At 28.9% G+C, this 26,424-nt stretch carries 17 protein-coding genes; 15 read left to right on the forward strand and 2 right to left on the reverse strand.

Going from position 1 to position 26,424, the window contains the following annotated elements; all coding sequences use genetic code 11:
- Positions 1 to 219 precede the first annotated feature (219 nt).
- The 8 genes from CSPA_RS04145 to CSPA_RS04180 all read left to right on the forward strand — a co-directional run bounded on the left by CSPA_RS04145 (position 220) and on the right by CSPA_RS04180 (position 14,215).
- On the forward strand, positions 220 to 2,748 hold the full coding sequence (locus CSPA_RS04145; protein WP_015390950.1) for an FAD-dependent oxidoreductase: 2,529 nt from the start codon (positions 220 to 222) through the stop codon (positions 2,746 to 2,748).
- 508 nt (positions 2,749 to 3,256) lie between these two features.
- On the forward strand, positions 3,257 to 4,096 hold the full coding sequence (locus CSPA_RS04150) for a sugar phosphate isomerase/epimerase family protein (protein WP_015390952.1): 840 nt from the start codon (positions 3,257 to 3,259) through the stop codon (positions 4,094 to 4,096).
- A gap of 457 nt (positions 4,097 to 4,553) precedes the next feature.
- Complete coding sequence (locus tag CSPA_RS04155; RefSeq protein WP_015390953.1) at positions 4,554 to 5,852, forward strand: GntP family permease; 1,299 nt, start codon at positions 4,554 to 4,556, stop codon at positions 5,850 to 5,852.
- A gap of 52 nt (positions 5,853 to 5,904) precedes the next feature.
- The gene (locus CSPA_RS04160; RefSeq protein WP_015390954.1) at positions 5,905 to 7,047 is read left to right on the forward strand and encodes a glycerate kinase family protein; all 1,143 of its coding nucleotides are present in this window, start codon (positions 5,905 to 5,907) and stop codon (positions 7,045 to 7,047) included.
- Between the two features lie 499 nt (positions 7,048 to 7,546).
- Positions 7,547 to 8,575, forward strand: coding sequence for a CdaR family transcriptional regulator (locus CSPA_RS04165; protein WP_015390955.1), 1,029 nt, complete (start codon positions 7,547 to 7,549; stop codon positions 8,573 to 8,575).
- Between the two features lie 220 nt (positions 8,576 to 8,795).
- Complete coding sequence (gene recQ, locus CSPA_RS04170) at positions 8,796 to 10,577, forward strand: DNA helicase RecQ (RefSeq protein ID WP_015390956.1); 1,782 nt, start codon at positions 8,796 to 8,798, stop codon at positions 10,575 to 10,577.
- 115 nt (positions 10,578 to 10,692) lie between these two features.
- A complete protein-coding gene (locus CSPA_RS04175) occupies positions 10,693 to 13,443 on the forward strand; it encodes a calcium-translocating P-type ATPase, PMCA-type (RefSeq protein ID WP_015390957.1) in 2,751 nt (916 codons plus the stop codon).
- A gap of 175 nt (positions 13,444 to 13,618) precedes the next feature.
- Entirely contained in the window at positions 13,619 to 14,215 is a 597-nt protein-coding gene (locus tag CSPA_RS04180) for an HD-GYP domain-containing protein (protein WP_015390958.1), read from the forward strand.
- Positions 14,216 to 14,276: 61 nt separating this feature from the next.
- On the opposite strand, the gene CSPA_RS29675 is transcribed toward CSPA_RS04180, so the two are convergent.
- On the reverse strand, positions 14,277 to 14,429 hold the full coding sequence (locus CSPA_RS29675) for a hypothetical protein (protein WP_157228425.1): 153 nt from the start codon (positions 14,427 to 14,429) through the stop codon (positions 14,277 to 14,279).
- A gap of 109 nt (positions 14,430 to 14,538) precedes the next feature.
- Positions 14,539 to 15,228 (reverse strand): PHP domain-containing protein, encoded by a 690-nt coding sequence (locus CSPA_RS04185; protein ID WP_015390959.1) that lies wholly within the window; start codon positions 15,226 to 15,228, stop codon positions 14,539 to 14,541.
- Positions 15,229 to 15,519: 291 nt separating this feature from the next.
- Between CSPA_RS04185 and CSPA_RS04190 the strand changes: the two genes are divergently transcribed.
- The 7 genes from CSPA_RS04190 (at position 15,520) to CSPA_RS04220 (ending at position 26,221) form a co-directional block, all read left to right on the forward strand.
- Positions 15,520 to 16,536, forward strand: coding sequence for a CAP domain-containing protein (locus CSPA_RS04190; RefSeq protein WP_015390960.1), 1,017 nt, complete (start codon positions 15,520 to 15,522; stop codon positions 16,534 to 16,536).
- 209 nt (positions 16,537 to 16,745) lie between these two features.
- Positions 16,746 to 17,891, forward strand: a complete 1,146-nt coding sequence (locus CSPA_RS04195; protein ID WP_015390961.1) for a pyridoxal-phosphate-dependent aminotransferase family protein — start codon at positions 16,746 to 16,748, stop codon at positions 17,889 to 17,891.
- 30 nt (positions 17,892 to 17,921) lie between these two features.
- Positions 17,922 to 18,455, forward strand: coding sequence for an ECF transporter S component (locus CSPA_RS04200; protein WP_015390962.1), 534 nt, complete (start codon positions 17,922 to 17,924; stop codon positions 18,453 to 18,455).
- Between the two features lie 318 nt (positions 18,456 to 18,773).
- Positions 18,774 to 21,311: a right-handed parallel beta-helix repeat-containing protein gene (locus CSPA_RS04205; RefSeq protein ID WP_241427130.1), complete on the forward strand. Its 2,538-nt coding sequence runs from the start codon at positions 18,774 to 18,776 to the stop codon at positions 21,309 to 21,311.
- A gap of 168 nt (positions 21,312 to 21,479) precedes the next feature.
- Entirely contained in the window at positions 21,480 to 22,160 is a 681-nt protein-coding gene (locus CSPA_RS04210) for a Crp/Fnr family transcriptional regulator (protein WP_015390964.1), read from the forward strand.
- Between the two features lie 253 nt (positions 22,161 to 22,413).
- Positions 22,414 to 24,051 carry a hydroxylamine reductase gene (hcp, locus tag CSPA_RS04215; RefSeq protein WP_015390965.1) on the forward strand — a complete coding sequence of 546 codons (1,638 nt, stop codon included), beginning with the start codon at positions 22,414 to 22,416 and terminating at the stop codon, positions 24,049 to 24,051.
- 331 nt (positions 24,052 to 24,382) lie between these two features.
- On the forward strand, positions 24,383 to 26,221 hold the full coding sequence (locus tag CSPA_RS04220) for an APC family permease (protein ID WP_015390966.1): 1,839 nt from the start codon (positions 24,383 to 24,385) through the stop codon (positions 26,219 to 26,221).
- Positions 26,222 to 26,424 lie beyond the last annotated feature (203 nt).

Genomic DNA, 26,424 nt, shown 5'->3' on the forward strand with positions numbered 1-26,424 from the left:
AAAAGTCTCCTGTTTTTTATATCTAAACCAGTATAAAATTTATTAAGTATAAGCTATTGATAGGCTTTTTATAGATAAATTATTTCTTAATTTCGAAGTGATTTTTTTGTAAAGAAATGTTTTAATAAATAACAATTATTAGTTGATATACTGTTAATAATTAATAAAATAGGATATAATATATTATATGGTTAAGTGCATCAAGGGAGGAATTAGTTTATGGAAATATTGGAATTGAAAAAGGATTTTTATTGGACAGGTGTATTAGACAAAGACTTAAAAGTATTTGATATTATTATGGAAACAGAATTTGGTAGTTCATATAATTCTTATTTACTTAAAACAAGTGATAAGACAGTTTTATTTGAAACAGCTAAAGCAAAGTTTTTTGATGGTTATTTAAATGCATTAGAGAAGTTGGTGGATATTAAAGATATTGATTATATTGTTGTGAATCATACTGAACCAGATCATGCTGGAAGTATAGAAAAGCTTATTGAGATAAATCCTAATATTAAAATTGTTGGAACACAAGTTGCAATTGGATTTTTAAAAAATATTGTAAATCGTGATTTTTATAGCATAACTGTAAAAGAAAATGATACTTTAAATGTAGGGGATAAAACTTTACGCTTTATGATGCTTCCAAATCTTCATTGGCCAGATACAATGTACACATACATAGAAGAAGATAAGACTTTATTGACTTGTGATTCTTTTGGATCTCATTATTGTTTTGATGAAATTTTATTAAGTAAAGTTACAGATAATGAAGGATATTTAAGAGCAACTAAATATTATTTTGATTGCATTATAGGACCTTTTAAAAATCCATTTATGGTAAAAGCTTTGAATAGAATTAAAGATTTAGAGATAGATATGATTTGTACAGGACATGGACCAGTTATAGATTGCAGAATTGATGAGATTATTGAGCTTTATAAAAAATGGTGTACTGTAGTGAATCCAAATACTAAGAAAACAGTTATTATTCCTTATGTAAGTGCTTATGGATACACTAAGGAATTAGCAGGTAAGATAACTGAAGGAATTAAAGCTAGTGGAGATATAGATGTAAGATCTTATGATTTAGTAGAAGATGATAAAGAAAAAGTTTTAGAAGAATTAACTTTTGCTGATGGTATTTTATTTGGAACACCTACTATTGTTGGTGAAGCTCTAGAACCAATTTGGGAATTAACTATAAAAATGTTTGCACGAACTCATGGAGGGAAACTTGCTAGTGCATTTGGAAGTTATGGTTGGAGTGGAGAAGGAGTTCCACATATCATGCAAAGATTAAAGCAGCTTAATATGAAGATCGTTGAAGGCTTACGTATTAAGTTTAAGCCAAGTGATAATGATTTAAGTGAAGCTTATGATTTTGGATATAATTTTGGATGTGTTTTACAAAATAAAGAAAACCCAGCTAAGAAGTCTGCAAAGAGAACTTTAGTAAAATGTTTAGTTTGTGGTGAAATATTTGATTCTAGTCTTGAAATTTGCCCAGTTTGTGGAGTTGGAAAAGAAAACTTCATAGAGGTTGATGATGATGAAAGTGATTATAAGAAAAACACTGATGAAATCTATTTAATTTTAGGAAATGGTGCGGCAGGTGTAAGTGCAGCTACCGCCATAAGGCAGAGAAATGAAACTTGTTCTATAGTTATGGTTTCAAATGAAAGTATATTAGGCTATAATCGCCCTATGTTAACTAAATCAATTATAGCTAAATTTAGACCAAAACAAATCTTAATGCATGATAAATATTGGTACAAAGAAAAAAATATAACTAATGTTCTTGATAAAGAAATAATTAAGCTTGATACAAAAGAAAAAGAAGTAATATTTAATGATGGAATTAAACTTAAATATGATAAATGTATATATGCATTAGGTTCTGAATGCTTTGTTCCACCAATAACAGGAATTGATAAAAAAGCTGTTATTGCAATACGTCGTGTTTCTGATGTTGATAAAATTATAGAAGTATTACCAAAGGTAAAAAATGTAGTTATAATTGGTGGAGGAGTTCTTGGGCTTGAAGCAGCTTGGGAATTAAGCAAAACAAAGTGTAAAGTTACTGTATTAGAAATTGCTGATACCTTAATGGGTACACAATTAGATCATGAAGGTGGAAAGTTCTTAGAAGAAGTAATAAAAGGAACTGGAATTGATATTAGATTAAATGTTAAGATTGATGAAATATTAGGGAAAAAATTAGCAACAGGAGTTAAAATTAATGGAAATGAAACTCTTGAGGCAGACCTTATTATTGTATCTTGTGGAATAGTGCCTAATTCGAAGATTGCTAAAGAAGCAGGAATCAATTCTCATAAATCCGTGCTTGTAAATGAAAAAATGGAAACTAATGTGGCAGATATCTATGCCTGTGGAGATTGTGCAGAATATGATGGAATAAATTATGGAACTTGGCCACAAGCTTTGGAAATGGGGAAAGTAGCTGGAGCAAATGCTGCAGGAGATTCTTTGAAATATGAAACAGTAGATGCAGCTTTAACTTTTAGTGGAATGAACACTTCAATATATGCAATTGGAGATAATGGAAAAAATCCATATCTAAAATATAAAACAGTAGAATTCAAAGATCCAATTAAGAAAATATATGAAAAATACTATTTCGCTAATAATCGTTTATGTGGAGCAATTTTAATTGGAGATACAAAAAAGATTGTTAAAGTAACACAAGATGTAAAAGAAAATAAATTATTTACTGACGTTTTTTAAAGTAATACCTGAAAAAATTAGAGCTTATTATGAGCTCTAATTTTTTTATTCTTTGAAATTTATAATTCAGTAAGATCTGTGGATAATATATAAAAAAGACTATCTAACTGAGTTGTGTATAAGAAAAGAATAAAAAACAAATCATATTCGCCTGCATAAAATGTTCTCATATGCAGCATAGCTGCCATTTCTAATGTGCAGATTTTTCTCACATGCGTTCGAAAAGGCAGATGCGCACCTATAAAAAGAGTGCGAAGCACAATACGGAACTTAATATTAAAAATCTCCGGATCCATAGTCGCCTACGATTTTTTTATATACATCATAGTTGAATGTTGAAAAGAATACTAAATTATGATACTTTTATTATGTAGAAATGTATTACAAAATTATAGTCTATTGCAGGGCGCAATTTTTTGTAAAGTTTGATTTAAAAATTGTTTATATTAAAAGTGAAACAGAAAAATGAACACGTGTGCAAAAAATGTGATTATAAAGGAGAATTGTTATGAGACTTGGAATGAGATGTCATGATGTAGTTCATACTAATCTTGAAGATTTAAGTGAAAGTATACAAAATAAGAATTTTAAAACTGTTCAGTTAGCACTAAGGAAAATTAATACGGGCTTCAATGCTAATAAAGCTCATATAACACCAGGAATGGCAAAGCATATAAGAGATATATTTGCTAAACATGATATAAGTATAGGTATATTAGGTTGCTATGTGAATATAGCTCATCCTGATAATGATGAACTTAAGGTATTATTAGATAGATTCAAAGAACATATAAGATTTGCGAGAGATTTTGGATGTAGTCTTGTGGGAACAGAAACTGGCGCTTTGAACAAAGAATATGTTTATGGACCAGAAAATAATACAGAAGAAGCTTTTTTAAGAACTTTAAATTCTGTAAGAATATTAGTAGAAGAAGCTGAGAAGTTTGGAGTAATTGTTGCTATTGAAGGAGTTGCAAATCATATAATCAATACTCCAGAAAGAATGAAGATGGTACTTAATAATATTCCATCTAATAATCTACAAGTAATTTTTGATCCAACAAATTATATGACTGTAGAAAATTATAAAGATCAAGATGAGATGATGAAAAAAAACTTTGAATTATTTGGAGATAGAATAGTTGCTATTCATGCAAAAGATTTTATATGTGAAGATAATGAAATTAAATTAGTTCCAATTGGAAAAGGTTTGTTAAATTATGAATTGTTACTATCACTAATAAAAGAAAATAATCCTTATATTGAGGTGTTTCTTGAAAGTACAAAACCAGAACATGTAGATGAAAGTGTTGATTACATTACTAAAATATATAATAGTGTGAAGTAAGAAAGAGTAAGTTTAAGAGAAAAATTAAATTACTAAGAATTGAATGACCACAAGAAGTTAAGTGACTGTTACATTAAGATAAAAAATAATATATTAAGTTGTTTTTATAACAAAATAATATATTATCTGATTTACTTGATATAACAGTTTCTGTTTTATTTGTATTCATAAATACATTTTAATTAAGACTTCCTTCAATGAACAATTATATTAATGCATATTAAGGATAAATTTGGTTAATAAATTAGAAAAAACATTAATTTTATGGGAAATAATTGATTCAATGTATAAAAAAATAAAATTATTTGTGCAAATGAACAAAAAAAAACGTTAAGTAAACAATATCAGATGAATAATAAATATATTATTATTTTATATGTTAGTAAACGTTAACGTTATTTAGCTATTGTAGCAAGTTATATAATTTTTTAATTTATTAAATTTAGGAGGAAGTAAAATGGCAATTATTCATTGGAGTGGAGCGGTTATTGGTTTAGCAATTGCAATAATATTAATTTTAAGAAAGGTAAATCCAGTATATGCACTTTTTGGCGGAGCTATAATAGGTGGACTAATTGGAGGAGCGAGCTTAGCTCAAACAACACAGGCGCTTATTGATGGTACTAGTAGCGTAATGGGGGCAGTAGTTAGAGTACTTGCAGCAGGAGTACTTGCAGGGATTTTGATTGAATCTGGTGCAGCAGAAAAAATTGCAGAAACTATAGTAGAAAAACTTGGTGAGAAAAAAGCATTGCTTGCAATAGCTTTAGCAACTATGGTTATTACAGCAGTAGGTGTATTTGTTACAGTTGCAGTTATTATAGTTGCACCAATAGCATTATCTGTAGCTAAAAAAGCAGGACTTACTAAATCTGCAATACTTTTAGCTATGATAGGTGGAGGTAAGTCTGGAAATATAATGTCACCTAATCCAAATACTATTGCAGTAGCAAAAGGGTTTGATGTAGACTTGGCACAAGTAATGATAAGAGGATTTATTCCAGCAATAGTAGGATTAGTAGTTACATATTTTGTTGCTACATTGCTAAATAAAAGAGGAGAAGCAATTAAAGAAATAACTATAAAAGAATCAGAAGCAGCAATAACAACTAATAAGGAAAAAACAAGTTTTGGCAAAGCAATGGTAGCACCAATAGTAGCTATAATATTGTTAGCAATTAGTCCTGTTGGAAGTATGCTTAATATACCAGCACTTGCGGCGATTAAAATTGATTCATTGATTATACTACCATTTGCAGGTATTATAGGGTTAATTGCAATGGGTAAATTTAATAAATTTATTCCTTACACAACTTCAGGTTTAAATAAAATGACAGGTACAGCAGTTATTTTAATTGGAGCAGGAGCAATAGCAGGTATAATTTCTAAATCTAATTTAAGTGATGCAGTAGTATACTGTATTCAAACAACAGGTATTTCAGGAGTATTTTTAGCACCAATATCAGGTATATTAATGGCAGGAGCTACAGCATCAACATCAACAGGAGCACTTGTAGCAGCTGGTAGTTTTGGGAAAGCAATATTAGCTATGGGAGTAGCTCCGTTAAATGCAGCTGTTATGGTTCATACAGGAGCAATAGTAATTGATCACTTACCACACGGAACATTCTTCCATACTACAGCAGATTGTGTAAAAATGGATATTAAGGAACGTATGAAGTTAATGCCACTTGAATCTCTAATTGGTGGAGCTACGTGTATTGTAGCAACAATTGTATATGGATTTTTAATGTAATTTCAATTATTAATTAGTTTTTAATATAAGCGAGAAATAAGGAGAGTTTAATATGGAAAAAGAATTAACTATTGTATTAGCACCAGACTCATTCAAGGAAAGTATGACAGCAAAAGAAGTATGTGAAGCAATAGAAAATGGTATAAAGAAAGTAAATGATAAGATTAATTGTATACATGTACCTATGGCTGATGGTGGAGAAGGAACTATGCAGTCATTAGTAGATGCGACTGATGGAAAGATATATTCTTTAAAAGTAGTTGGTCCTTTAGGAAATGAAGTGGAAGCAGAATATGGAATTTTAGGTGATGGTGAAATAGGAATATTAGAAATGGCTAGTGCAAGCGGAATACATTTAGTTTCTCCTGAAAAAAGGAATCCATTATTAACTACTACTTATGGTACAGGACAACTTATAAAAGCTTGCTTAGATCATGGCGTTAAAAAATTATTAATAGGTATTGGTGGAAGTGCAACGAATGACGGAGGAGCAGGCGTTATACAAGCACTTGGCGGAAAATTATTAGATAAACAAGGAACTGAATTAGGTTTTGGCGGAGGAGAACTTGGGAAATTAAATACTATTGATTTAAGTGAATTCGATGCTAGATTAAAAGATGTTACTATAGAAGTAGCTTGCGATGTTAATAATCCACTTTGTGGTGAAAAGGGAGCTTCAAATGTATTTGGTCCACAAAAAGGTGCTAATAAAGCAATGATAGATGTATTAGATGATAATTTAAGACATTATGCAGATGTAATAAAAAAGCAATTAGGAAAAGATGTAATTAATGAACCTGGTGCTGGAGCAGCAGGAGGACTTGGTGCAGGACTTATGGCTTTCTTAAATGGTACTTTAAAAAAAGGAATTGAAATGGTGATAGAGTACGCTAAACTTGAAGAAAAAGTTAAAGAAGCAGATATGGTTTGGACAGGCGAAGGAAGTATAGATTTCCAAACTCAATATGGTAAAACACCATTAGGGGTTGCAACAATTGCTAAGAAATACAATAAACCAGTAATTGCATTGGCAGGAAGAGTTGGAGAAGATATAGAAGTCTTATATGAAAAAGGTATAGATTCAATATTTGGTATAACTAAAGGGGCAACTTCTTTAGAAGAGGCATTAGTAAAAGGAAAAGAAAATATTGAAAAGACAGCTGAAAATATAATAAGACTAATTAATTTACTATAATTATATGTTAGGAAAAGAGTTGTTCAAATATTAAAGATATCCAAAGTGAGAATTAGAATTATGCAACAATTACCGAAATCAGATACATTTATCTTCCACAGGACTAGTGAAATTTTCGCTGGAAGGTTCTAAATGGCGGCATGTCATCATTTGAGCGTGTTCCAGATGTAAAATCTTGACAAGCTCAAATGAAACAAGCCACCATTAATAACCATCATCAGCTTAATTTCACATGCCTGCTTCCAGAAAAATGTATCTAATTTCTAGTGTAGTGTTACGATTATAATTTCTCAATGATGCATGTATATTCCATTTATAAGTTTGATTATTAATTTGGATATCTGTGAAGCTGTTCAAAGGAAATCAACAGTTATTGATTATTGACAATTAAGAGACCGGAAACTTATTAAGATTATTTAAGAGTGCGTTTGATTTTTAAACGCACTTTTAATTTATATTTGTTATAATATCAATAATATTAATGAGGATGTGAAGAATTATGAAATTATCAAAAACTATAGCACAAAAGATTGTTTTAGAAATGATGGATGTGATTCCTTACAATATAAATGTTATGGATGAAAATGGAGTAATTATAGGAAGTGGTGATATAAACCGCATTGGAAATATTCATGAAGGAGCCAAAAATGCTATAAATAATCAGCATATAAATGAAGTTTATGCTGAAGATGAGAAAATGAAACCAGGAGTAAATGAACCAATTATATTTAATGAAGAAGTAATAGGAGTCATAGGGATTACAGGACATCCAGATGAGGTAAGAAGATTTAGTAAATTAGTACGTGTAACAGCTGTTTTGTTGATTGAGCAAGCAAAAATTGACGAAGAGGTTCAAAATGAAAGATTAAATATGCAGAAGTTTTATCATGAATTAGCACATAGAAAAACTATATATGATGATAAATTTCACGAAAGAGCTAAAAGTTATGGACTTGATCTAACAAAAAAGTGCCAAGTTATTCTTGTAGAAGGAAATATAAATGAACATAAATTTAAAACTTTATGTCAGAAGTATTCACATTATAATGAGATTAATAATAGAATGGCTTTCTTTACAACATCTAATCGTATATATAAATCACTATTAGAGGATTTAAAAGGAAATAATGAAGTAAATAAGATTAGTATTGGTGGAATGGAGGTTATTGCAGCAATTTCATTGGAAAATGCTGAACTAGCAATGGAATTTGGAGCAAAGATAAAGCCAGCAAGCCTAGTCTATAATTATGAAGAATTGAAATTTATTATTCATTTAGCACATGCAAATAAGGTGGAATTAGTTTCGTTAATGTCCAATCTAGATAAAGCAGGAAATAAGTTAGAATTAATTCAAACTATAGAAGCATATATTGAGGAAAATGGAGATATTAGTAGTGTTGCCAATAAATTAAATATACATAGAAATACTTTAAATTATAGGTTGGAGAGAATTAACAACCTAACTGGTAAGAATCCTAAAAATTTGTTAGAACTATTTGAATTATTATGTGGATTAATTTGGAGATAAGTTTTAGATATTAAAATAAGAATTAAAACATTAAAGTATGGCAGTTAGTATTTTATATACTAGCTGTCTGTTTCATGTATTATTAATTAGATTTCAATGGTAAAAAGTTAGCTATTATATAGTGTGTTTAAAAATCTAAAAATCTGGTATATACTATTAATTAAATGATTAAGTGTAAATTTAAGGTTAATTTCAGTATTAGTTTAGAAAGGTAATTAGTATGGATAATAAGCAAAAGATTTTTTATGCTTTAAAAAAGTATTATGGTTTTGAGACTTTAAGAAGAGGTCAACTTGAAATAATGAATAGTATTTTAAATGGTATAGATACTTTTTGCCTTATGCCAACAGGTGCTGGAAAATCAATTTGTTATCAGATACCAGCAATAATACTTCAAGGTATAACAATTGTAATAGCACCATTGATTTCACTTATGAAAGACCAAGTAGATAATCTTATAGGTGCTGGAGTTAAAGCAACTTATATTAATAGCACACAAAGTATAGATACTATAAAAAAAATATTAATAGAAGCAGCAATGGGAGAATATAAAATACTATATATTTCTCCAGAACGCCTTGAATCTAAAATTTTCAAAGATATGATTAAAGATTTATATATTTCACAAATTGTAATAGATGAAGCTCATTGTGTATCACAATGGGGACATGATTTTAGACAGAGTTATTTAGAAATCTCTAATTTTTATGACAGTCTTAAATTTAAACCTACACTGTCAGCCTTTACAGCAACAGCAACTGAAGCTGTTAGGGAAGATTCAATAAAACTTTTAGGACTTAAAAATCCTTATGTATATAGGGGTGATATTAATAGAGAAAATTTAAATATTAATGTGCTTAAAGAAGTAGATAAGCTTGAGATATTAAAAGATATAATAAGGGAAAATGAAGGGGAAGCAGGAATAGTATATTGTGCTTCAAGGAAAGAAGTAGATGAACTTTATTATTATTTAAAAGATTTAGGCTATAATGTTGGAAAATATCATGGTGGACTTAAGGATGAAGAAAAAGAAAGATATCAAGAAAATTTCTTGTATGAAAATATAGATATAATTATAGCAACTAATGCCTTTGGAATGGGAATAGATAAGTCCAATATAAGGTTTGTTGTTCACTTTACACTTCCACAAAATATAGAATCTTATTATCAGGAAATAGGTAGAGGTGGACGTGATGGAGAAAAATGCAATTGTTATTTATTTTATTGTGAAGCGGATATAAGTAGAGTCGAATACATAATAAATAAAAGTTCGTCAATAAAAAGAAGAGAAATTCAACTTAGGCAATTTCAAGCTATGATTGATTATTGTAATTTAAAAGAATGTTATAGGAAATATATATTAAATTACTTTGGTAATGAACGTAAACTGAATTATTGTAATAATTGTAGCAACTGTTTAAATGATGATGAATTAAAAGATTTTACAAGAGAAAGTCAAATGATATTATCAACAGTTTTTAGAACTAAGGAAAAGTATGGAGTATCAGTTCTTGTTGATATTTTAAAGGGGTTTAAGGGCCCTAAAATAATTCAAAATAACTTAGATAAGCTTACTACATATGGAATAATGAAGGAATACGATAGTGGCTTTATAAAAGATTTAATTAAAAATTTACTAAGTGAAGGGTATGTTGATTTAAAAGAAGGAACATATTCCATGCTAAAACTAAATGCTAGATCAATGAAATTATTAAAGAGTCAAGAAAAATTAGTGTTGAAAATTCTAGATAAGAGGGAACCTCTTTTAAATAAGGAGCTCTTTGAAGCCTTAAAGAGATGGAGAAAAGAGAAAGCTTATAAAGAAAGAATAAAACCATACATAATTTTTTCAGATACTAGTTTAATTGCTATATCTAATAGTAAACCTAAAACAATAGAGGAATTATTAGAAATTAGAGGGGTAGGAATTAAGAAGATAGAAGCTTATGGTAAGGAATTATTAAATATAGTTCAGATAACTGATGAAAGAGAAGCTAAATAAATGTTATCTAAAGTGTTTATTTATATGTGCTCAATTTAATTTTATGTTAAAATAGTAAATGTTATGTTTAGATAAAGTTTAATTAATTAAAGAAAATTACAAAAGGAGTTAACCAATGAAATATTTTAATGAAAATATAGAGTCGGTTTTGGAAAATTTAGAAGTAAATTTAGAAAGCGGTTTAAATGACTCAGAAGTTAAAAAAAGAAATTTGAAGTATGGAAAAAATGAATTTACTAGTAAAGAACAAGGAAGTATACTTGAGGATATAAAAAATGCTTTATTGGAACCAATGATGGTCATTCTTTTAGTGGCAGCTTTAGTAAGTGGAATAATTGGAGAAATCTATGATTCAATTGGTATAGTATGTGCTGTAGCAATAGGAATAACTATTGGAATTATTACTGAAGGAAAATCTAAAAAAGCAGCTGAAGCGTTAGCTAAAATGACAGAAGATATTGTTGTAAAGGTACTTAGAAATAATTCAGTAATACAGGTTAATAAAAGTGAACTAGTACCAGGAGATATAGTTTATCTTGAAACAGGAGATATGATACCAGCAGATGGACGATTTGTTGAAACAATTGATTTGAAGGTAAGAGAAGATATGCTAACTGGAGAATCTGATGATGTAAAAAAAGATTCTAATGTTGTAGTCCAAATGGAAGAAATAGAGTCAAATGGGATTAAGAAGATGCAAGATCCAATTCCAGCGAAGCAGATAAATATGGGGTTTGGGGGAACATTAATTGCATATGGTAAAGCTACTATGGTTATAACCAGTATTGGAGATAACACTGAAGTGGGAAAAATAGCACAAGAGCTTCAAATAGATGAAGAAGAAACTCCACTTCAAAGAAAACTGGGTAATTTAGGAAAGATAATAACTAAAATATCTAGTGTTATAGCAGGAGTGTTATTTATATTCATGGTAACAAAAATGGTTTTAGCCGATAAGCTAAGCGTAGATATGTCAGGGATAATTGCATTTTTAGATTCAATAGATCCTATAAAAACTGCTTTTGTTGTATGCATAGCGTTAATAGTAGCAGCTGTACCAGAAGGGCTACCAACAATGATTAATATGACTTTAGCGATTACTATGCAGAAAATGGCAAAAATTAATGCATTGGTTACTAAAAAGGAAGCATGTGAAACTATAGGTTCAGTTAGTGTAATTTGTTCTGATAAAACAGGAACATTAACACAAAATAAAATGACGGTAGAAAGTCTTTACTTAAATGGAAAGTTTTTTGATGATAAAAATGAGATAGATGCTTATTTTATAAAAAATTGTCTTGTAAATTCAACTGCTCATATTAGTTCTGAAGATGGAATGTGGAATTATTTGGGAAATTCAACGGAATGTGCATTACTTTCGTATTTAGAAGAGTATGATTATAAAAAGGAAAGAAGAGAAACTGAGGTTATTCATCAAATACCATTTAATTCTAAGAATAAATTTATGGCAACGGTTATTAAAATAAAAGGTAAAGATGTGGTTCTTGTAAAAGGAGCGCCAGAAATAATATTATCTAATGCTTCAAAAGAAGTAATAGATAATAAATATATAGAATTGACAGAAGAAAGAAGAAATGAAATTAAAAATGAAATTCATAAATTTCAAGCTAAATCTATGAGAATCTTAGGGTTTGGATTTAGAGTCGCAGAAGAAATGGAAGCTGAAGCTGCAATTACTAATGAAGCCAGTATTTTAAAGCCAAAATTATCAAAAGGTGCAAATGATTTAATATTTAGCGGATTTGTAGCAATAAGAGATCCATTAAGACCAGATGTAACGCAAGCTATTTTAACAGCTAAAAAGGCTGGAGTTGAAACTAAAATGTTGACTGGAGATAATATAAATACAGCAATTGCAATAGGAAACGACCTTGGAATGCTTACTGATGGAAAAAGAGCAGTTGAGGCAACGTATATTGATACATTAAGTGATGAAGAATTGCAAAGAGAAATTAATAATATAGCAATTGTAGCTAGAAGTAAACCAGAAACAAAAATGAGAATTGTAGATATACTTCAAAGAAATGGTCAAGTAGTAGGAGTTACAGGTGATGGAATCAATGATGCGCCAGCTTTAACAAAAGCTGATGTAGGTATAGCAATGGGGATTTCAGGATCAGAAGTTTCAAAAAGTGCTGCAGATATAATTTTAACTGATGATAACTTTGCAACAATTATTCATGGAATAAAATGGGGAAGAGGAGTATATCAAAACTTCCAAAGGTTCATACAATTTCAGCTTACAGTAAATATAATTGCATTTTTAATTGCAATTATATCTCAGATTTTAAATTTTGAAATGCCATTTACAACAATTCAATTATTGTGGATAAATATAATAATGGATGGACCACCAGCTTTAGTTTTAGGATTAGAGCCAATTAGAAATAATGTATTTAATAAAAAACCTGTAGATAGAGATTCTAGTATAATTACAAGAACTATGATTACAAGCATAGTTTTAAATGCAGTATATGTTGCAGCAATTTTGTTTATACAAATGAAATACAATATTTTAGGTGCAGCTACAAACAGAATTGGTACTGCTAATGAAATGGAAACTGTTCTTTTTGGATTGTTTGCATTTAGTGCTTTATTTAATGCGTTTAATTGTAGGGAATTTGGGTTAGATAGTATAATTCCTAATTTTTTAAAAAATACTATAGCAATTAAAACAATAATTATTACAGGAATAGCTCAAATTATTTTCACACAAGTATTTACTACATTCTTTAATTCAGTAGCATTATCACCATTAATGTGGCTTAAAGTATTAGGTTTGGCATTTATGATAATAGTAATAAATGAAATAGTAAAATTTACTGTGAGAAAAATAAGAAAATAGTCAATTTATTATTGGAGGATAAATTATTTTTTGATTTATTCTCTATTTTTTTTGTATTATTAATATATTTTGAAAAGGGCGTTAAATTTGAATTAATTTTCATTATTAATTATTTCAACAATGCTAATAATATGGTAATATATGATATAGAAAAAAATATTTACGAGGTGTAAAAATGCTAGAAGAATATAATGATTATATGAATCATGACATCTTAAACACAATGGTAGCAACATTAGAAGCTAAGGATCTTTATACCTATAATCATTCAACTAGAGTAGCAGAAATGGCTTATGTTTTAGGAGAACTTTTAGGAATGAGTAAAGTAGAATTGGAGCTTATGTATATCGCTGGAGATCTTCATGATATTGGAAAAATTGGAATACCAGATATCATATTAAATAAGCCAGAAAGACTTGAATCAGATGAATGGCGGATGATGAAAAGACATTCAAATATTGGATACTCTATATTAAGTAAAGCAAGATACTTTGAAGAGGTTTCAAAAATAGTTTTGCATCATCATGAAAGATGGGATGGTAAAGGTTACCCTGATGGTTTAAAAGAAAATCAAATCCCATTAGAATCAAGGATACTAGCAGTCTGTGATTCAGTAGATGCAATGAAAAGCGATAGGCCGTACAGAAAATCAATAAGTGATGAAATATGTAAGGATGAAATAAGAAAAAATAAAGGGATAATGTATGATTCAGATATAGCAGAATGTATGCTTAAAAATTGGGATGTAGTAGTAATGAAGTGTTATAATTAATAAAATTAGCTATATATAGGTTATTCTATACAATAGCTAATTTTTTTTATTCTTTAGGAATTTATAATGCAGCAGAATCTTTTGATAATATATAAGAAATGCTATTTAAATTAGTTGTGTATAAGAAAAGAATAAAAAACAAATCATATTCGCCTGCATAAAATGTTCTTATATGCAGCATAGCTGCTCTTTCTAAGGTGCACATTTTTCTCACATACGTTCGAAAAGGCAGATGCGTAAAAAAAATCTCCGGCTCCACAGTCGCCTGCGATTTTTTTATTTTGCAGTAATATTTTATAATTCAAGAATAGGTATTTACTTTATTAATAGGGCAATTCGCATGTAATAAGAAAATTGCTTATTTCATTTTCATTGAGATAGACATCTCCAATTATTCCATGAGTTTTCTTATTAGTATCAAGACTATGAAAATCTGAACCAGCCGTATAAATCATATTTTTAGTATATGCCGTTTTTATGAAGTATTCAGTATCTTCATTTGTATTACTAAAATATTTTGCTTCAATACCATTAAAATTCATTTCTATAATATCATTGAAATTAGCTTTAGTTAAAATGACTGGATGTGCTAAAACAACTATTGCACCAAAAAATCTTAATATATCAATTCCTGTTTTCACATATAATTTATACTTTGAATCGTAAAATTTAATATCATTTTTAAATAACGATTTAATAGGTGAAATTGTATGATCTTTTATGTTTTTTAATATCTTAAGGAAAAGTTCATTTTTATAACTATCATCTTTAAAATAGCCTAATATATGAACCTTAGACCCTTTATACGAAGTAGAAAGTTCAATTCCAGGAATGACTTTAACACCAAATTTTTCTCCGACTAAAATAGCTTCATCGATACCAGCTGTAGTATTATGGTCAGTTAATGCAATAATATCTATATTTTTTTTCTTGCAAAGCATAACTATTTCTTGTGGAGTATGTTTACCATCTGAAAAGGTTGAGTGTATATGAAAATCACCTCTATGATACATCTTAATGCCTCTTGTAATATTATATGTATTTAATATATGATTATAAATCCCAATTGATATTGTTTTAAGAAAACTAAAAATTACTTATTTTATTGAATAATAAACCATATAAAACATTATATTCATGAGTAACCATAAATTTTACAACTAGTGAACTAGCTATAATGTGTTGAAGAATGTCGAAAATATGGTAAAATTAAAATATGGACAAGTTAAAGAGTTTGTATTTCTTTGAAAACGATTGTATAAGGCTATTTAAAGTTTGAAATATCAAAAAAGAGGGGAAAGCTAATGAAGAAAGCATTTTTAAAAAAGATAATTATCGCTGTTGTTTTAAGTATAACAAGTACTACCTTATTACCATTGGGAATATCAGCCGAATGGAGGCAAAATTATGATAAAACACTAAGTTACACGGATGGAAATTCAGTTGTTAAAGGATGGATGAAAATTTCAGGAGCCTGGTATTATTTTAATTTTGATGGGAAGATGAAAACAGATTGGGTTAGTGATAATGGAACTTGGTATTATATGAATAATTTAGGAATAATGCAAACTGGTTGGATAAAAAATGATGGCAAATGGTATTACTTAAATAAAACTGGAGCAATGGAAAGAGGCTGGATAAAAGATAAAGAGAAATGGTATTATCTAGATTCGAGTGGAGCGATGCAGATAGGTTGGATAAAAGACAATGGTAAATGGTATTATACTGATAATTCAGGAGCAATGCAAATTGGAAATATAAATATTGGTGGTAAAGTATATTATCTAAACGAATCTGGTGAGTTAAAAGAAAATAAATATTCAATTAACACATCAACCTCTATAAAATTAGGTAAAAACAAAGAAGAAGTATACGGAGGCAGTGAATTAGTTGATATAAGTGAATTACCAAGTCTGCCACAAAATTATTCTATAAGTATACAAGAAGCTGCTGAAAATAAAATACTTGAGTTAATGAATCAAAAAAGAAATGAAGCAGGATTACCATTGTTAGTATTGGACAATACATTGGTAAAGATAGCAAGGTATAAAAGTAATCATATGATACAAAATGATTATTTTGATCATACAACGCCTATCGGAGAAAAATGGACAAACTGGTTAGAAGCTATTAATTATAAATATACTACAACAGGAGAAAATATAGCATACAATAATTACGATCCATTTGAATTATTTGATCAATGGTGGAATTCTCCGGGCCATAGAGCAAATATGATGAATGCATCATATACTAAAGTTGGTATAGGTGTAATTAAAGGAAATGAAAAATATATGGGAACACAAACATTTTCAAATTAGTTAAATATTAAATTATTAAAAATGCTGTTAATTATAATTTTTTAGAATTAACAGCATTTTTTATATAGTTCTAATTTTTTGAGTTAGCAGACATGGAATAACAATGTATTCAATTTATAAATTAATATTGTATCCGTACAATTTACTGTTATAGATTTATATGATATTTTATTTATATTAAACATTTAATAAGAAAGGAGGGAGATTTGATGAATAATAAATTTGTATATGCACCAGGCCCTACGAGTGTGAGGGAAAATGTTAGATTAGAGAGAGCTAAAATAACTACAAATCCAGATGTTGATGAAGAATTTGTAGAGTTTTATAAAGACACCTGTGATAAGATAGGGCAGATAATACATACAAAGAATCCTGTTTATATATTAAGTGGAGAAGGCATATTAGGACTTGAAGCAGCCTGTGCATCTCTAACTGAGCCTGGAGACAGAGTTCTTGTTTTGGATAATGGAATTTATGGAAGAGGTTTTAAAGATTTTGTTGAAATCTATGGAGGAGAAGGGGTATATTTTTCAGATGATTACAACAAAAATATAGATGTAGAAAAATTAAGCGAATTCTTAGAAATAGATCATGATTTTAAATATGCAACAATAGTTCATTGTGATACACCAACAGGAGTTTTAAATGATTTATCTAAAATATGTCCAATGCTAAAGAAATATGGGATTATAACTGTAGTTGATTCTGTTTCAGCTATGGGAGGAGAAGAAATAAGAGTTGATGATTGGAAAATTGATATAGCATTAGGTGGATCACAAAAAGTATTTTCAGCTCCAGCGGGATTGACTATTGTTAGTATTAGTGAAAAAGCTAAAGAGTCAATGCTGGATAGAAAAAAGCCTATTGTAGGGTTTTATTGTAATCTAAATATATGGTCTAATTATTATAAAGATAAGTGGTTTCCTTATACTATGCCAATTAGTGATATTATGGGGTTAAGCATTGCTGTTGATAATATTTTAGAGGAAGGAAGCAATAATGTAATTAATAGACATTCAAGAATAGCCAATGCAACTAGAGAGGCGGTTAAGGAATATGGATTAGAATTATTTTTAAAAGATGGATATTCTAATACAGTAACAGCTGTTAAAATACCAGAAAATATAGGAGCATTGAAATTAAAAGAGCATATGTTAAGTAACTATAATACTTTAATAATAACATCTTTAAAACCATATGATGACACTATTTTAAGGATAGGACATATGGGAGAAAATGCATTTGAAGAAAAACTTACATATGCATTAAATATAATAGACAATGGATTAAAAGATTTGGGTTTTAGCAGTGAGCATAATTTGGTTGAATTATTTAATAAGCATATCAATGAATAATATATAATAATAGTAAGGTGGGGCAACATTATGGAAATAAATAAAACAAAAAGTAAATTTACGACAAAAGACATGGTAGAAACAGCATTATTAACAGCATTAGTGTTTGTAACAACATTTTTTGTTCAAATTCAATTACCAATAATGGCTAGTGGAGGATTAGTTCATTTAGGAAATGTAATGTTATTTACTACAGCAATTGTCTTTGGAAGACAAAAGGGTGCTATAGCAGGTGCTATAGGAATGGCACTTTTTGATTTATCTTCAGGATGGGCTGTTTGGGCACCATTTACATTCATTATTAGAGGTGTAATGGGGTATATAATAGGTACTATTTCTTGGGGAAGAGGAAGAGAAGGAAATAATTTTACATGGAATCTTATTTCAGTAATTATAGCTGGAGTATGGATGATAGCAGGATATTATATTTCTGAAGTTATTATTTATGGTAATTGGGTTGCACCAATAGCATCTATACCAGGGGATATTACTCAACTTGTAATTGGAGCAGTAATTGGATTGCCTTTTTCAAAAGTTCTTAAGAGATATTCTAATTACTTTTAAACACAATTAAAAAAGAAAAAAGTGTATAATATGGTGGGAAAGGATAATGTGAAAAGAAGGTAGAAATTTGTTCTACCTTCTTTTTTATATGATAATATTGTAGTATTATATTATTATGAGGGGAAAATGCAAAGAAAACAAAAAATTACACAATAGTTTAAATCAAATTTTTATGCTAATTAACTAATTATTAAATTATTTTCCAAATATTGTAGGATGAAATTTGAAATGACAGATGTGTTATGTATTTAGGGGAAGGGAGCATTAGGGGTGAGTGCAAAATTTCGGGGGATTAGCTTTATATTAATATTTATGTTTATGAGTCAGTGGCTGATATTTGATGAAGTACATGCTACTGTTGGTGATTCGTCATGGGTAACAATTGATGCAAGTGTTTTGAGCAGTGCATCTAAGGATTTAAATAATTATATTAATTATGAAATAACCAATAATAGTAAAACACAGTTTTATATAAAAAATGGAACATATAATTTGAGTGATTCAATAATCATAAATAAGCCAGGAATTAAGATTTATGGTGAATCAAATGCGGGAACAATTTTAAATCAAATTAATGCTGGCGCTAAAACTATTGCTATTTCGGAACATGATATTGAAATTTCAAATTTATATATAGATGGAAGCGTTGGAAAAGAAGTAATCCATGCACAAAATGGATTGAGTGTCCACGATGTTCTTATAAAAGATTGCAAAATCTATGGTTCTAATACAAATTCAGCTATTGCTTTTTATGGATTGGATGATGGAAATAGAAGCTATGGAAATTCTATACAAAATAATGAAATTCATTCTACGGTAATTAATTCAGCTACAAAACACGAAGCTATTAGTTATTATTTTCAGGAAGGTGGTATTATTACAGGTAATGATATTTATGGATCTGATTTGTATGCATATCATTGCTACAATTTAAATTTAAATAATAATAGTATTCAAAATTCTAATGAAGAACCTGGAATAAAAGTGAATTTATCTGCAGATAATATTACTATAAATAATAATAATATAAAAAATACAACAGAAGCAGGAATATCAATTGTTGTAGATAGTGGAGTAAATACTACATACAGTGGAATTAATGTGAAAAATAATACTATAGACACTACTCAATATATTGGTATTGAAATAAATAATGTATCTGGTGGAATTATATCAAATAATAAAGTGAATAAATCACATGATGTTGGTATAAATGTATCAAAATCAAATAATATTGTGATTGAGGATAATACGCTCGACAATTCCCAAAAGGGAGGAATTAAGGTTATATTATCCGGTAATAATGTTAAAGTAAGAAATAATACTATTTCTAATACACATGATTCTGGAATTGCAGTAGTTGGTGATTCAGCAGATAATAATACTTACACAGGTATTGAAGTAATGAATAATAGTGTAGACAATACTAATTATTTTGGGATAGAGATAAATAATTCTGATGGTGGAATAATAACAGGAAATAATATTAGTAACATTGATTATTATGGAGTATATCTTTTGAAATCAAAGAATTTAATAGTTGAAAACAATAGAATATTAAATTCTTATAAAAATTTATCGCATCCTTGGGCAGCTGGAACAGAGGCTTCTATTTACTTGGATTCAAAGGTTAGTAATTCAAGTATTGGTAATAACTATTTAAACAATACTAACACTTGTCCTAGTGGTATATTAATATCAAATAGCACTGATAATTCAAATAATATTGTTAATGGAAATCTTGTTCTTGGTAATTTTGTACAAGCTATAAATCCACCAATAAGTGATTCAAATGGAAATTCAATTGCTTATGTAAAACCTTCAAATCTTAATGCAACAGCCACAGATAATAGCATAAGATTAAGTTGGGATCCAGTTGGAAGTACAACTGATACAGCAATAAAATATGAAGTTGAGATTGATGGAAATTCAACGTGGATTAATGTGAATAATGTTACTACTTACTTACATAATGGTTTGAATAGAGGAGAAACTCATAGTTATAAGGTTAGAGTAAATAATTTTGGAGAATATAGCTATATAAGTCAAAAAACTGATGATTTCCTAGCACCAATTCTTACTGTTGGAGATTATACAGAAGATAGTATAGAAATACGATGGAATGCAGAAACTGGTCAAAACTATGAAGTTCAAGTTAATGGAAATACAACAACTACTGTTGTTGGGGCTATAAATTTTTATAAGAAACTTGGTTTATCAAGTGATACTACTTATAAATTTAAGGTGAGAATAGTTGGACAAAGCCAATGGAGTAATGAAGTGACTCAGAAGACTAAGGCACTTATACCAGTAATAGTGGTTCCTCCTACTACACCACCAGCAGTAATCACGACTCCGCCGGCAGTGATTACAACACCGCCAGCAGTTGTTACAACTCCATCGTCGGCTACAACAAAACGTAAGAAAAAACATAAGGCTTTTGTTGAAATAACAGTAGATGAGTATAAGAAAATACTTTACAAAGAAAATCTAATTTATGACTATGAGGAAAAGAAGCTGAAACGTATAATTGAGTACAGTTTCAAATACCAAAGTCATTACTATTTGAAAAAAATAAAAGATGGAAAAGTTATTGAAGATGAGGAGTTCAAGGTTGATTTAGTACCTGAAGACTTGTTCTCAGAACAGGAAATAAGAAATGCTTTGATAGGCAAAAATGATAACATTGATACCATTATAGTTAGAGATTTTTCTAATCCGCCAAACTCTAATGAAAAAAATGATTTATCACAATATTCTGAGGAGAAAGAATCTATCTTGACAATAAAGAATAACAACACAGAAGTTGAAACTATAGAAACCTATAGGAAGGATATCAAGAACTTAGAAAGATAAGGCATAAAGGTAAATTAATGTATACAAGGTAATAATAAAAACTATGGGAATAAAAACTCATAGTTTTTATTATTATATGAGATTGTTTTGAGTGATATAATAATGATATAATAAGAAAAAATTATTAATGAATAAATATAGCCAAAATAATTTTGGAGGAAAATACATATGGATGAGATGCTTAATAAATTAGAAGGAAACGAATTTTTCAAGAATCTTAGTTTTAATGAGATAGAAAAGCTTATTTCACATATTTCATATTCTTTAAAAAAATATCACAAAGGAGAAGTTATTGCCAATGAGGAAGATGAATGCAGCAGCTTAGGCTTTGTTTTGGATGGAGTAGTAGAAATTCAAAGAATATATTTGAGTGGAAAACAAATTGTTTTAAAAAGATTATCTAATGGGGATGTTTTTGGGGAAGCCTTAGTCTTTTCTAATAAGTCTAATTACCCAGCTACTATTATAGCAGTTAATGATTGTAAAATACTTTATATAAGTAAATCAGATATATTAAAATTATGTACTATAGATGAAAGAGTTTTGGGGAATTTTATGGCTACATTAAGCAATAAGATATTCATGCTAAATTCTAAAATAAAAAGTATTGCATTTAAAAGTATTAAGCATAGGGTGATTAATTATATTTTAGAACAAGCTACGGTGCAAAAAAGTGAAAGTATTAAATTGAAAGAAAGCAAAGAAGAAATCGCATCAACAATGGGTATCCCGAGACCTTCTTTGTCAAGAGAACTGATGAATCTAAGAGATTTAAATTATATTGAGTTTAGTAGAAACACAATTAATATTCTTGATATTGAAGGATTAGAAGCTGAATTATTTGATTAAATAGATATTTGAAAATTAACATATATATGTTGTAAAAAGAATTATTCAAAACTTAAAGATTTCCAAATTGATAATTGATAATTGAGTATTGAAAATTGATAATTGAAATATAGAAATAAAAATAGTGTGTAACAAATGGTACATACTATTTTTTTATGCAAATATAAAATAGAATTACAGGAAATGCTTAATAAGCCTTAATGAGTGCAAAATTTAAGCATATGATTAATTTATTTGTAAAGGAGAAATTAAGATGGATAATAAAATGTTTTGTTTTCAATGTCAAGAAGCAGCAGGATGTACAGGCTGTACTGTAAGAGGAGTATGTGGTAAGACTCCAGATTTAGCAAAAATGCAAGATTTATTAATATATACAACTAGAGGCTTATCAGAAGTTGCAACTAGAGCTAGAGAACAAGGAGTTACTGTATCTGGAGAAATTAATACTACAGTTACAATGAATCTTTTCACAACTATAACTAATGCTAACTTTGATAAAGAAGTATTTTATGGAAGAGTAAAAGAAACTTTAAGATTAAAAGAAGAATTATTAGCAAAATTAAATAATAAAGAAAACTTAAGTGGAGCTGCTTTATATACTGCTGAAACTAGAGAGGATATGGAAGTTAAAGCAGAAACAGTGGGAGTACTTGCTACTGAAAATGAAGATATTAGAAGTTTAAGAGAACTTATTACATATGGATTAAAAGGATTATCTGCATACATGAAACATGCTAATGCATTAGGATATGAAGATGAAAATATATGCGCATTTATGCAAAAAGCATTATCATTAACTGCTGATAACAATGTAACTATAGATGAATACATTGCATTAACTTTAGAAACAGGAAAAGTTGGTGTTGATGGAATGGCTTTACTAGATAAAGCTAATACAGAAAGTTATGGTAACCCAGAAGTAACAAAAGTTAATATTGGTGTTGGTACAAACCCAGGAATATTAATTTCAGGACATGACTTAAAAGATTTAGAACAATTATTAGTTCAAACAGAAGGAACAGGAGTAGATATTTATACTCACTCTGAAATGTTACCAGCTCACTATTATCCACAATTAAAGAAATATTCACATTTAGTAGGTAACTACGGAAATGCTTGGTGGAAACAACCAGAAGAATTTGAAAGCTTCAATGGACCAATACTTATGACAACAAACTGTATAGTTCCTCCAAAGGATAGCTATAAAGGAAGATTATACACTACTGGTGCATCAGGCTATGAAGGATGTACTCATATTTCAGCAGATGAAAATGGAAAGAAAGATTTCTCTGCAATTATAGAACAAGCTAAGAAATGTGCTGCTCCAACTCAAATTGAAGAAGGAGAAATCGTTGGTGGATTTGCTCATAATCAAGTATTAGCATTAGCTGATAAGGTAGTTGATGCTGTTAAAACAGGAGCAATAAAGAAATTCTTTGTAATGGCAGGTTGTGATGGTAGACAAAAGTCAAGATCATACTACACAGATTTTGCTGCAGCACTTCCAAAAGATACAGTTATATTAACTGCAGGTTGTGCAAAATATAAATATAACAAATTAGATTTAGGAGATATCGGTGGAATTCCTAGAGTTTTAGATGCAGGACAATGTAATGATTCTTATTCATTAGCAGTAATTGCATTAAAACTAAAAGAAGTATTTGAACTTGAAGATATAAACGAATTACCAATAGCATTTAATATTGCATGGTATGAACAAAAAGCAGTAATAGTTTTATTATCACTATTACACTTAGGAGTAAAGAATATTCACTTAGGACCAACACTTCCAGCATTCCTTTCACCAAATGTTGCTAATGTTTTAGTTGAAAACTTTGGAATTGGTGGAATTACAACTGTAGAAGACGATATTGAAATGTTTTTAAAATAAAAATTTAAATTAAATATACTGAACCTTTAACATATATTTTGATATAGTTAAAGGTTCGTGTTATATTGTTGGAGAAATATGGAAAAATAATTAAGTTAAACCGTGTCGAAAAAAATATAATGAAAAAGATGTCGTGAAAACGTATTGATAAAAAATAAATATATTTACATTATTAAAATATGGAGATATAATCAGTTGTATTGCAACATTATATAATAAAAGATTAAAGTCTTTTATTATATAATGTTGTATAATTTTTTAAAAAAATATATATTTTAGAAAATAAAAATTATTTCTGTAATATATTATTTTCTATAGTGGAGGAATAATTATGTTCAAAAAAATTCAATCATTCTTGATTGGAAGAGCTCTTAAGACGACTGAACTAGCAGAAGAGAAGTTCAATGTTCTTTGGGGATTACCAATATTGTCAAGTGATGCTATTTCATCAGTAGCTTATGCTAGTGAAGAAATATTATTGGTACTCATACCAGTGCTAGGAGCGCGTGCATACGGGTCAATGATAGAAATTGCAATTGCTATCACAGTTTTATTAGCTATAATTGTATTTTCTTATAGACAAATAATTGATAACTTTCCTCATGGGGGAGGGTCGTATATTGTTGCAAGTCAAAATATTGGAAAGATTCCAGGATTAGTGGCAGCATCATCACTGATAATAGATTATTTGCTAACAGTTGCAGTTAGTACTTGTGCAGGTGCAGCAGCAATAACATCTGCGATACCACAATTATTACCATATCAAGCAATAATAGCAGTTATTGTAATAGGTTTAATAACACTTGGCAATTTAAGAGGAATAAGAGATTCTTCTAAATTATTTGGTATACCAACATATTTATTTATTTTTTCGATTATAGTAATGATAATAACAGGAATATTTAAGGTTTTAGTATTAAAAGAAAATCCAATGCCAGTATATCCAATTAAGCAAGCTACTGGAGATTTAACAATATTACTATTTTTAAAAGCATTTTCTTCTGGATGTACAGCTCTAACTGGTATTGAAGCTGTAAGTGATGGAATACCAAATTTCAAAAATCCAGCTCAAAAAAATGCAAAAATAGTATTAGGTACATTGGCATGTATTGTTTTTGGAATATTTGGTGGAATATCATATCTTTCTACAATGTATAAAGCAGTGCCAGGGGAAGATATAACAGTAATAGCACAAATTGCTATGCAGGTTTTTGGACCAGGTAATATAATGTTCTTTGTTGTACAAGCTACTACTGCCGTTATTCTTACTCTTGCAGCTAATACTGCATTTTCAGATTTGCCTTTATTATTATCAATTTTGGCCAAAGACGGATATGTTCCAAGACAGCTTGGAAAAAGGGGAACGAGATTAAGCTTTTCAAATGGGATTGTATTATTATTTTTGCTTGCTTCATTGTTAGTTTATATTGCTAATGGTAGTACACATATATTACTATCATTATATGCAGTAGGTGTATTTATATCATTTACATTATCTCAATTTGGAATGCTTAAGAAATGGACTAAAAGTAAAGAAAAGGGCTGGAGACATAAAGCATTTATTAATGGATTAGGAGCAGCTGTTACAGCAGCAACTTGTATAATTATAGGTGTTGAAAAATTCACTCATGGTGCATGGATTGTACTGGTTTGTATACCAATACTTGTTACAGGAATGTTGAGAGTTAGAAGGCATTATACAAAAGTAAGAGAGAATTTAAAAATTGAAACAGGATTAGAAAGTTTAATTGTAAGGGAAGCAGTAACTAAGCATGTTATTGTGCCAGTTCAGACTATAAATAAATCATTTATTAAAAGTTTGAATTTTGCTTTAACCTTTGGAGATAACATAGAAGTTTATCATGTTAGTACAGATGAAGAAGCAACAAAAAAATTAATAGAAAAATACTCTAAATTAGGAATAGCAGCACAACTTGTAATAGAAAATGCGCCATATAGAAATGTTAATGAAAAATTACTTGCCTATGTAGAAGAAAAACATAGACAATTGAAAAAACATGAAGTAATCACAATAGTAATGCCTCAATTTATTATACATAAGTGGTGGCACCAAGCACTACATAATCAAACATCAATTTTGTTAAGAAGATCTATATTAAAGATGAGAAATGTAACAATAGTTACTGTACCATATATAATTAATGAATAGATTAATAAAATTGACAATTGTCAATTTGGAAAGAAATATAGATATCAAACGCAAGAATTAGACTTATGTGGTAACTTACCGAAATCCAATACATTTGTCTTCTGCAGGACTAGTGAAATTTTCACTGGAAGGTTCTAAACTGGAGCTTATCACCATTTTAGCGTGTTCCAGATGTAAAATCCCCAAGGAGAAAGTTCATGTTT

It is taken from the genome of Clostridium saccharoperbutylacetonicum N1-4(HMT) (assembly GCF_000340885.1).
GTDB lineage: Bacteria > Bacillota > Clostridia > Clostridiales > Clostridiaceae > Clostridium > Clostridium saccharoperbutylacetonicum.

What these genes read in the sequence shown, in the direction of transcription:
- CSPA_RS04165 (WP_015390955.1), top strand. Translation starts at nt 7,547, where the DNA reads ATGAAATTATCAAAAACTATAGCACAAAAGATTGTTTTAGAAATGATG.
- hcp (WP_015390965.1), top strand. Translation starts at nt 22,414, where the DNA reads ATGGATAATAAAATGTTTTGTTTTCAATGTCAAGAAGCAGCAGGATGT.
- CSPA_RS04160 (WP_015390954.1), top strand. Translation starts at nt 5,905, where the DNA reads ATGGAAAAAGAATTAACTATTGTATTAGCACCAGACTCATTCAAGGAA.
- CSPA_RS04210 (WP_015390964.1), top strand. Translation starts at nt 21,480, where the DNA reads ATGGATGAGATGCTTAATAAATTAGAAGGAAACGAATTTTTCAAGAAT.
- CSPA_RS04205 (WP_241427130.1), top strand. Translation starts at nt 18,774, where the DNA reads ATGAGTCAGTGGCTGATATTTGATGAAGTACATGCTACTGTTGGTGAT.
- CSPA_RS04155 (WP_015390953.1), top strand. Translation starts at nt 4,554, where the DNA reads ATGGCAATTATTCATTGGAGTGGAGCGGTTATTGGTTTAGCAATTGCA.
- CSPA_RS04175 (WP_015390957.1), top strand. Translation starts at nt 10,693, where the DNA reads ATGAAATATTTTAATGAAAATATAGAGTCGGTTTTGGAAAATTTAGAA.
- CSPA_RS04150 (WP_015390952.1), top strand. Translation starts at nt 3,257, where the DNA reads ATGAGACTTGGAATGAGATGTCATGATGTAGTTCATACTAATCTTGAA.
- recQ (WP_015390956.1), top strand. Translation starts at nt 8,796, where the DNA reads ATGGATAATAAGCAAAAGATTTTTTATGCTTTAAAAAAGTATTATGGT.
- CSPA_RS04190 (WP_015390960.1), top strand. Translation starts at nt 15,520, where the DNA reads ATGAAGAAAGCATTTTTAAAAAAGATAATTATCGCTGTTGTTTTAAGT.
- CSPA_RS04185 (WP_015390959.1), bottom strand. Translation starts at nt 15,228, where the DNA reads ATGTATCATAGAGGTGATTTTCATATACACTCAACCTTTTCAGATGGT.
- CSPA_RS04145 (WP_015390950.1), top strand. Translation starts at nt 220, where the DNA reads ATGGAAATATTGGAATTGAAAAAGGATTTTTATTGGACAGGTGTATTA.
- CSPA_RS04195 (WP_015390961.1), top strand. Translation starts at nt 16,746, where the DNA reads ATGAATAATAAATTTGTATATGCACCAGGCCCTACGAGTGTGAGGGAA.
- CSPA_RS04220 (WP_015390966.1), top strand. Translation starts at nt 24,383, where the DNA reads ATGTTCAAAAAAATTCAATCATTCTTGATTGGAAGAGCTCTTAAGACG.
- CSPA_RS04180 (WP_015390958.1), top strand. Translation starts at nt 13,619, where the DNA reads ATGCTAGAAGAATATAATGATTATATGAATCATGACATCTTAAACACA.
- CSPA_RS04200 (WP_015390962.1), top strand. Translation starts at nt 17,922, where the DNA reads ATGGAAATAAATAAAACAAAAAGTAAATTTACGACAAAAGACATGGTA.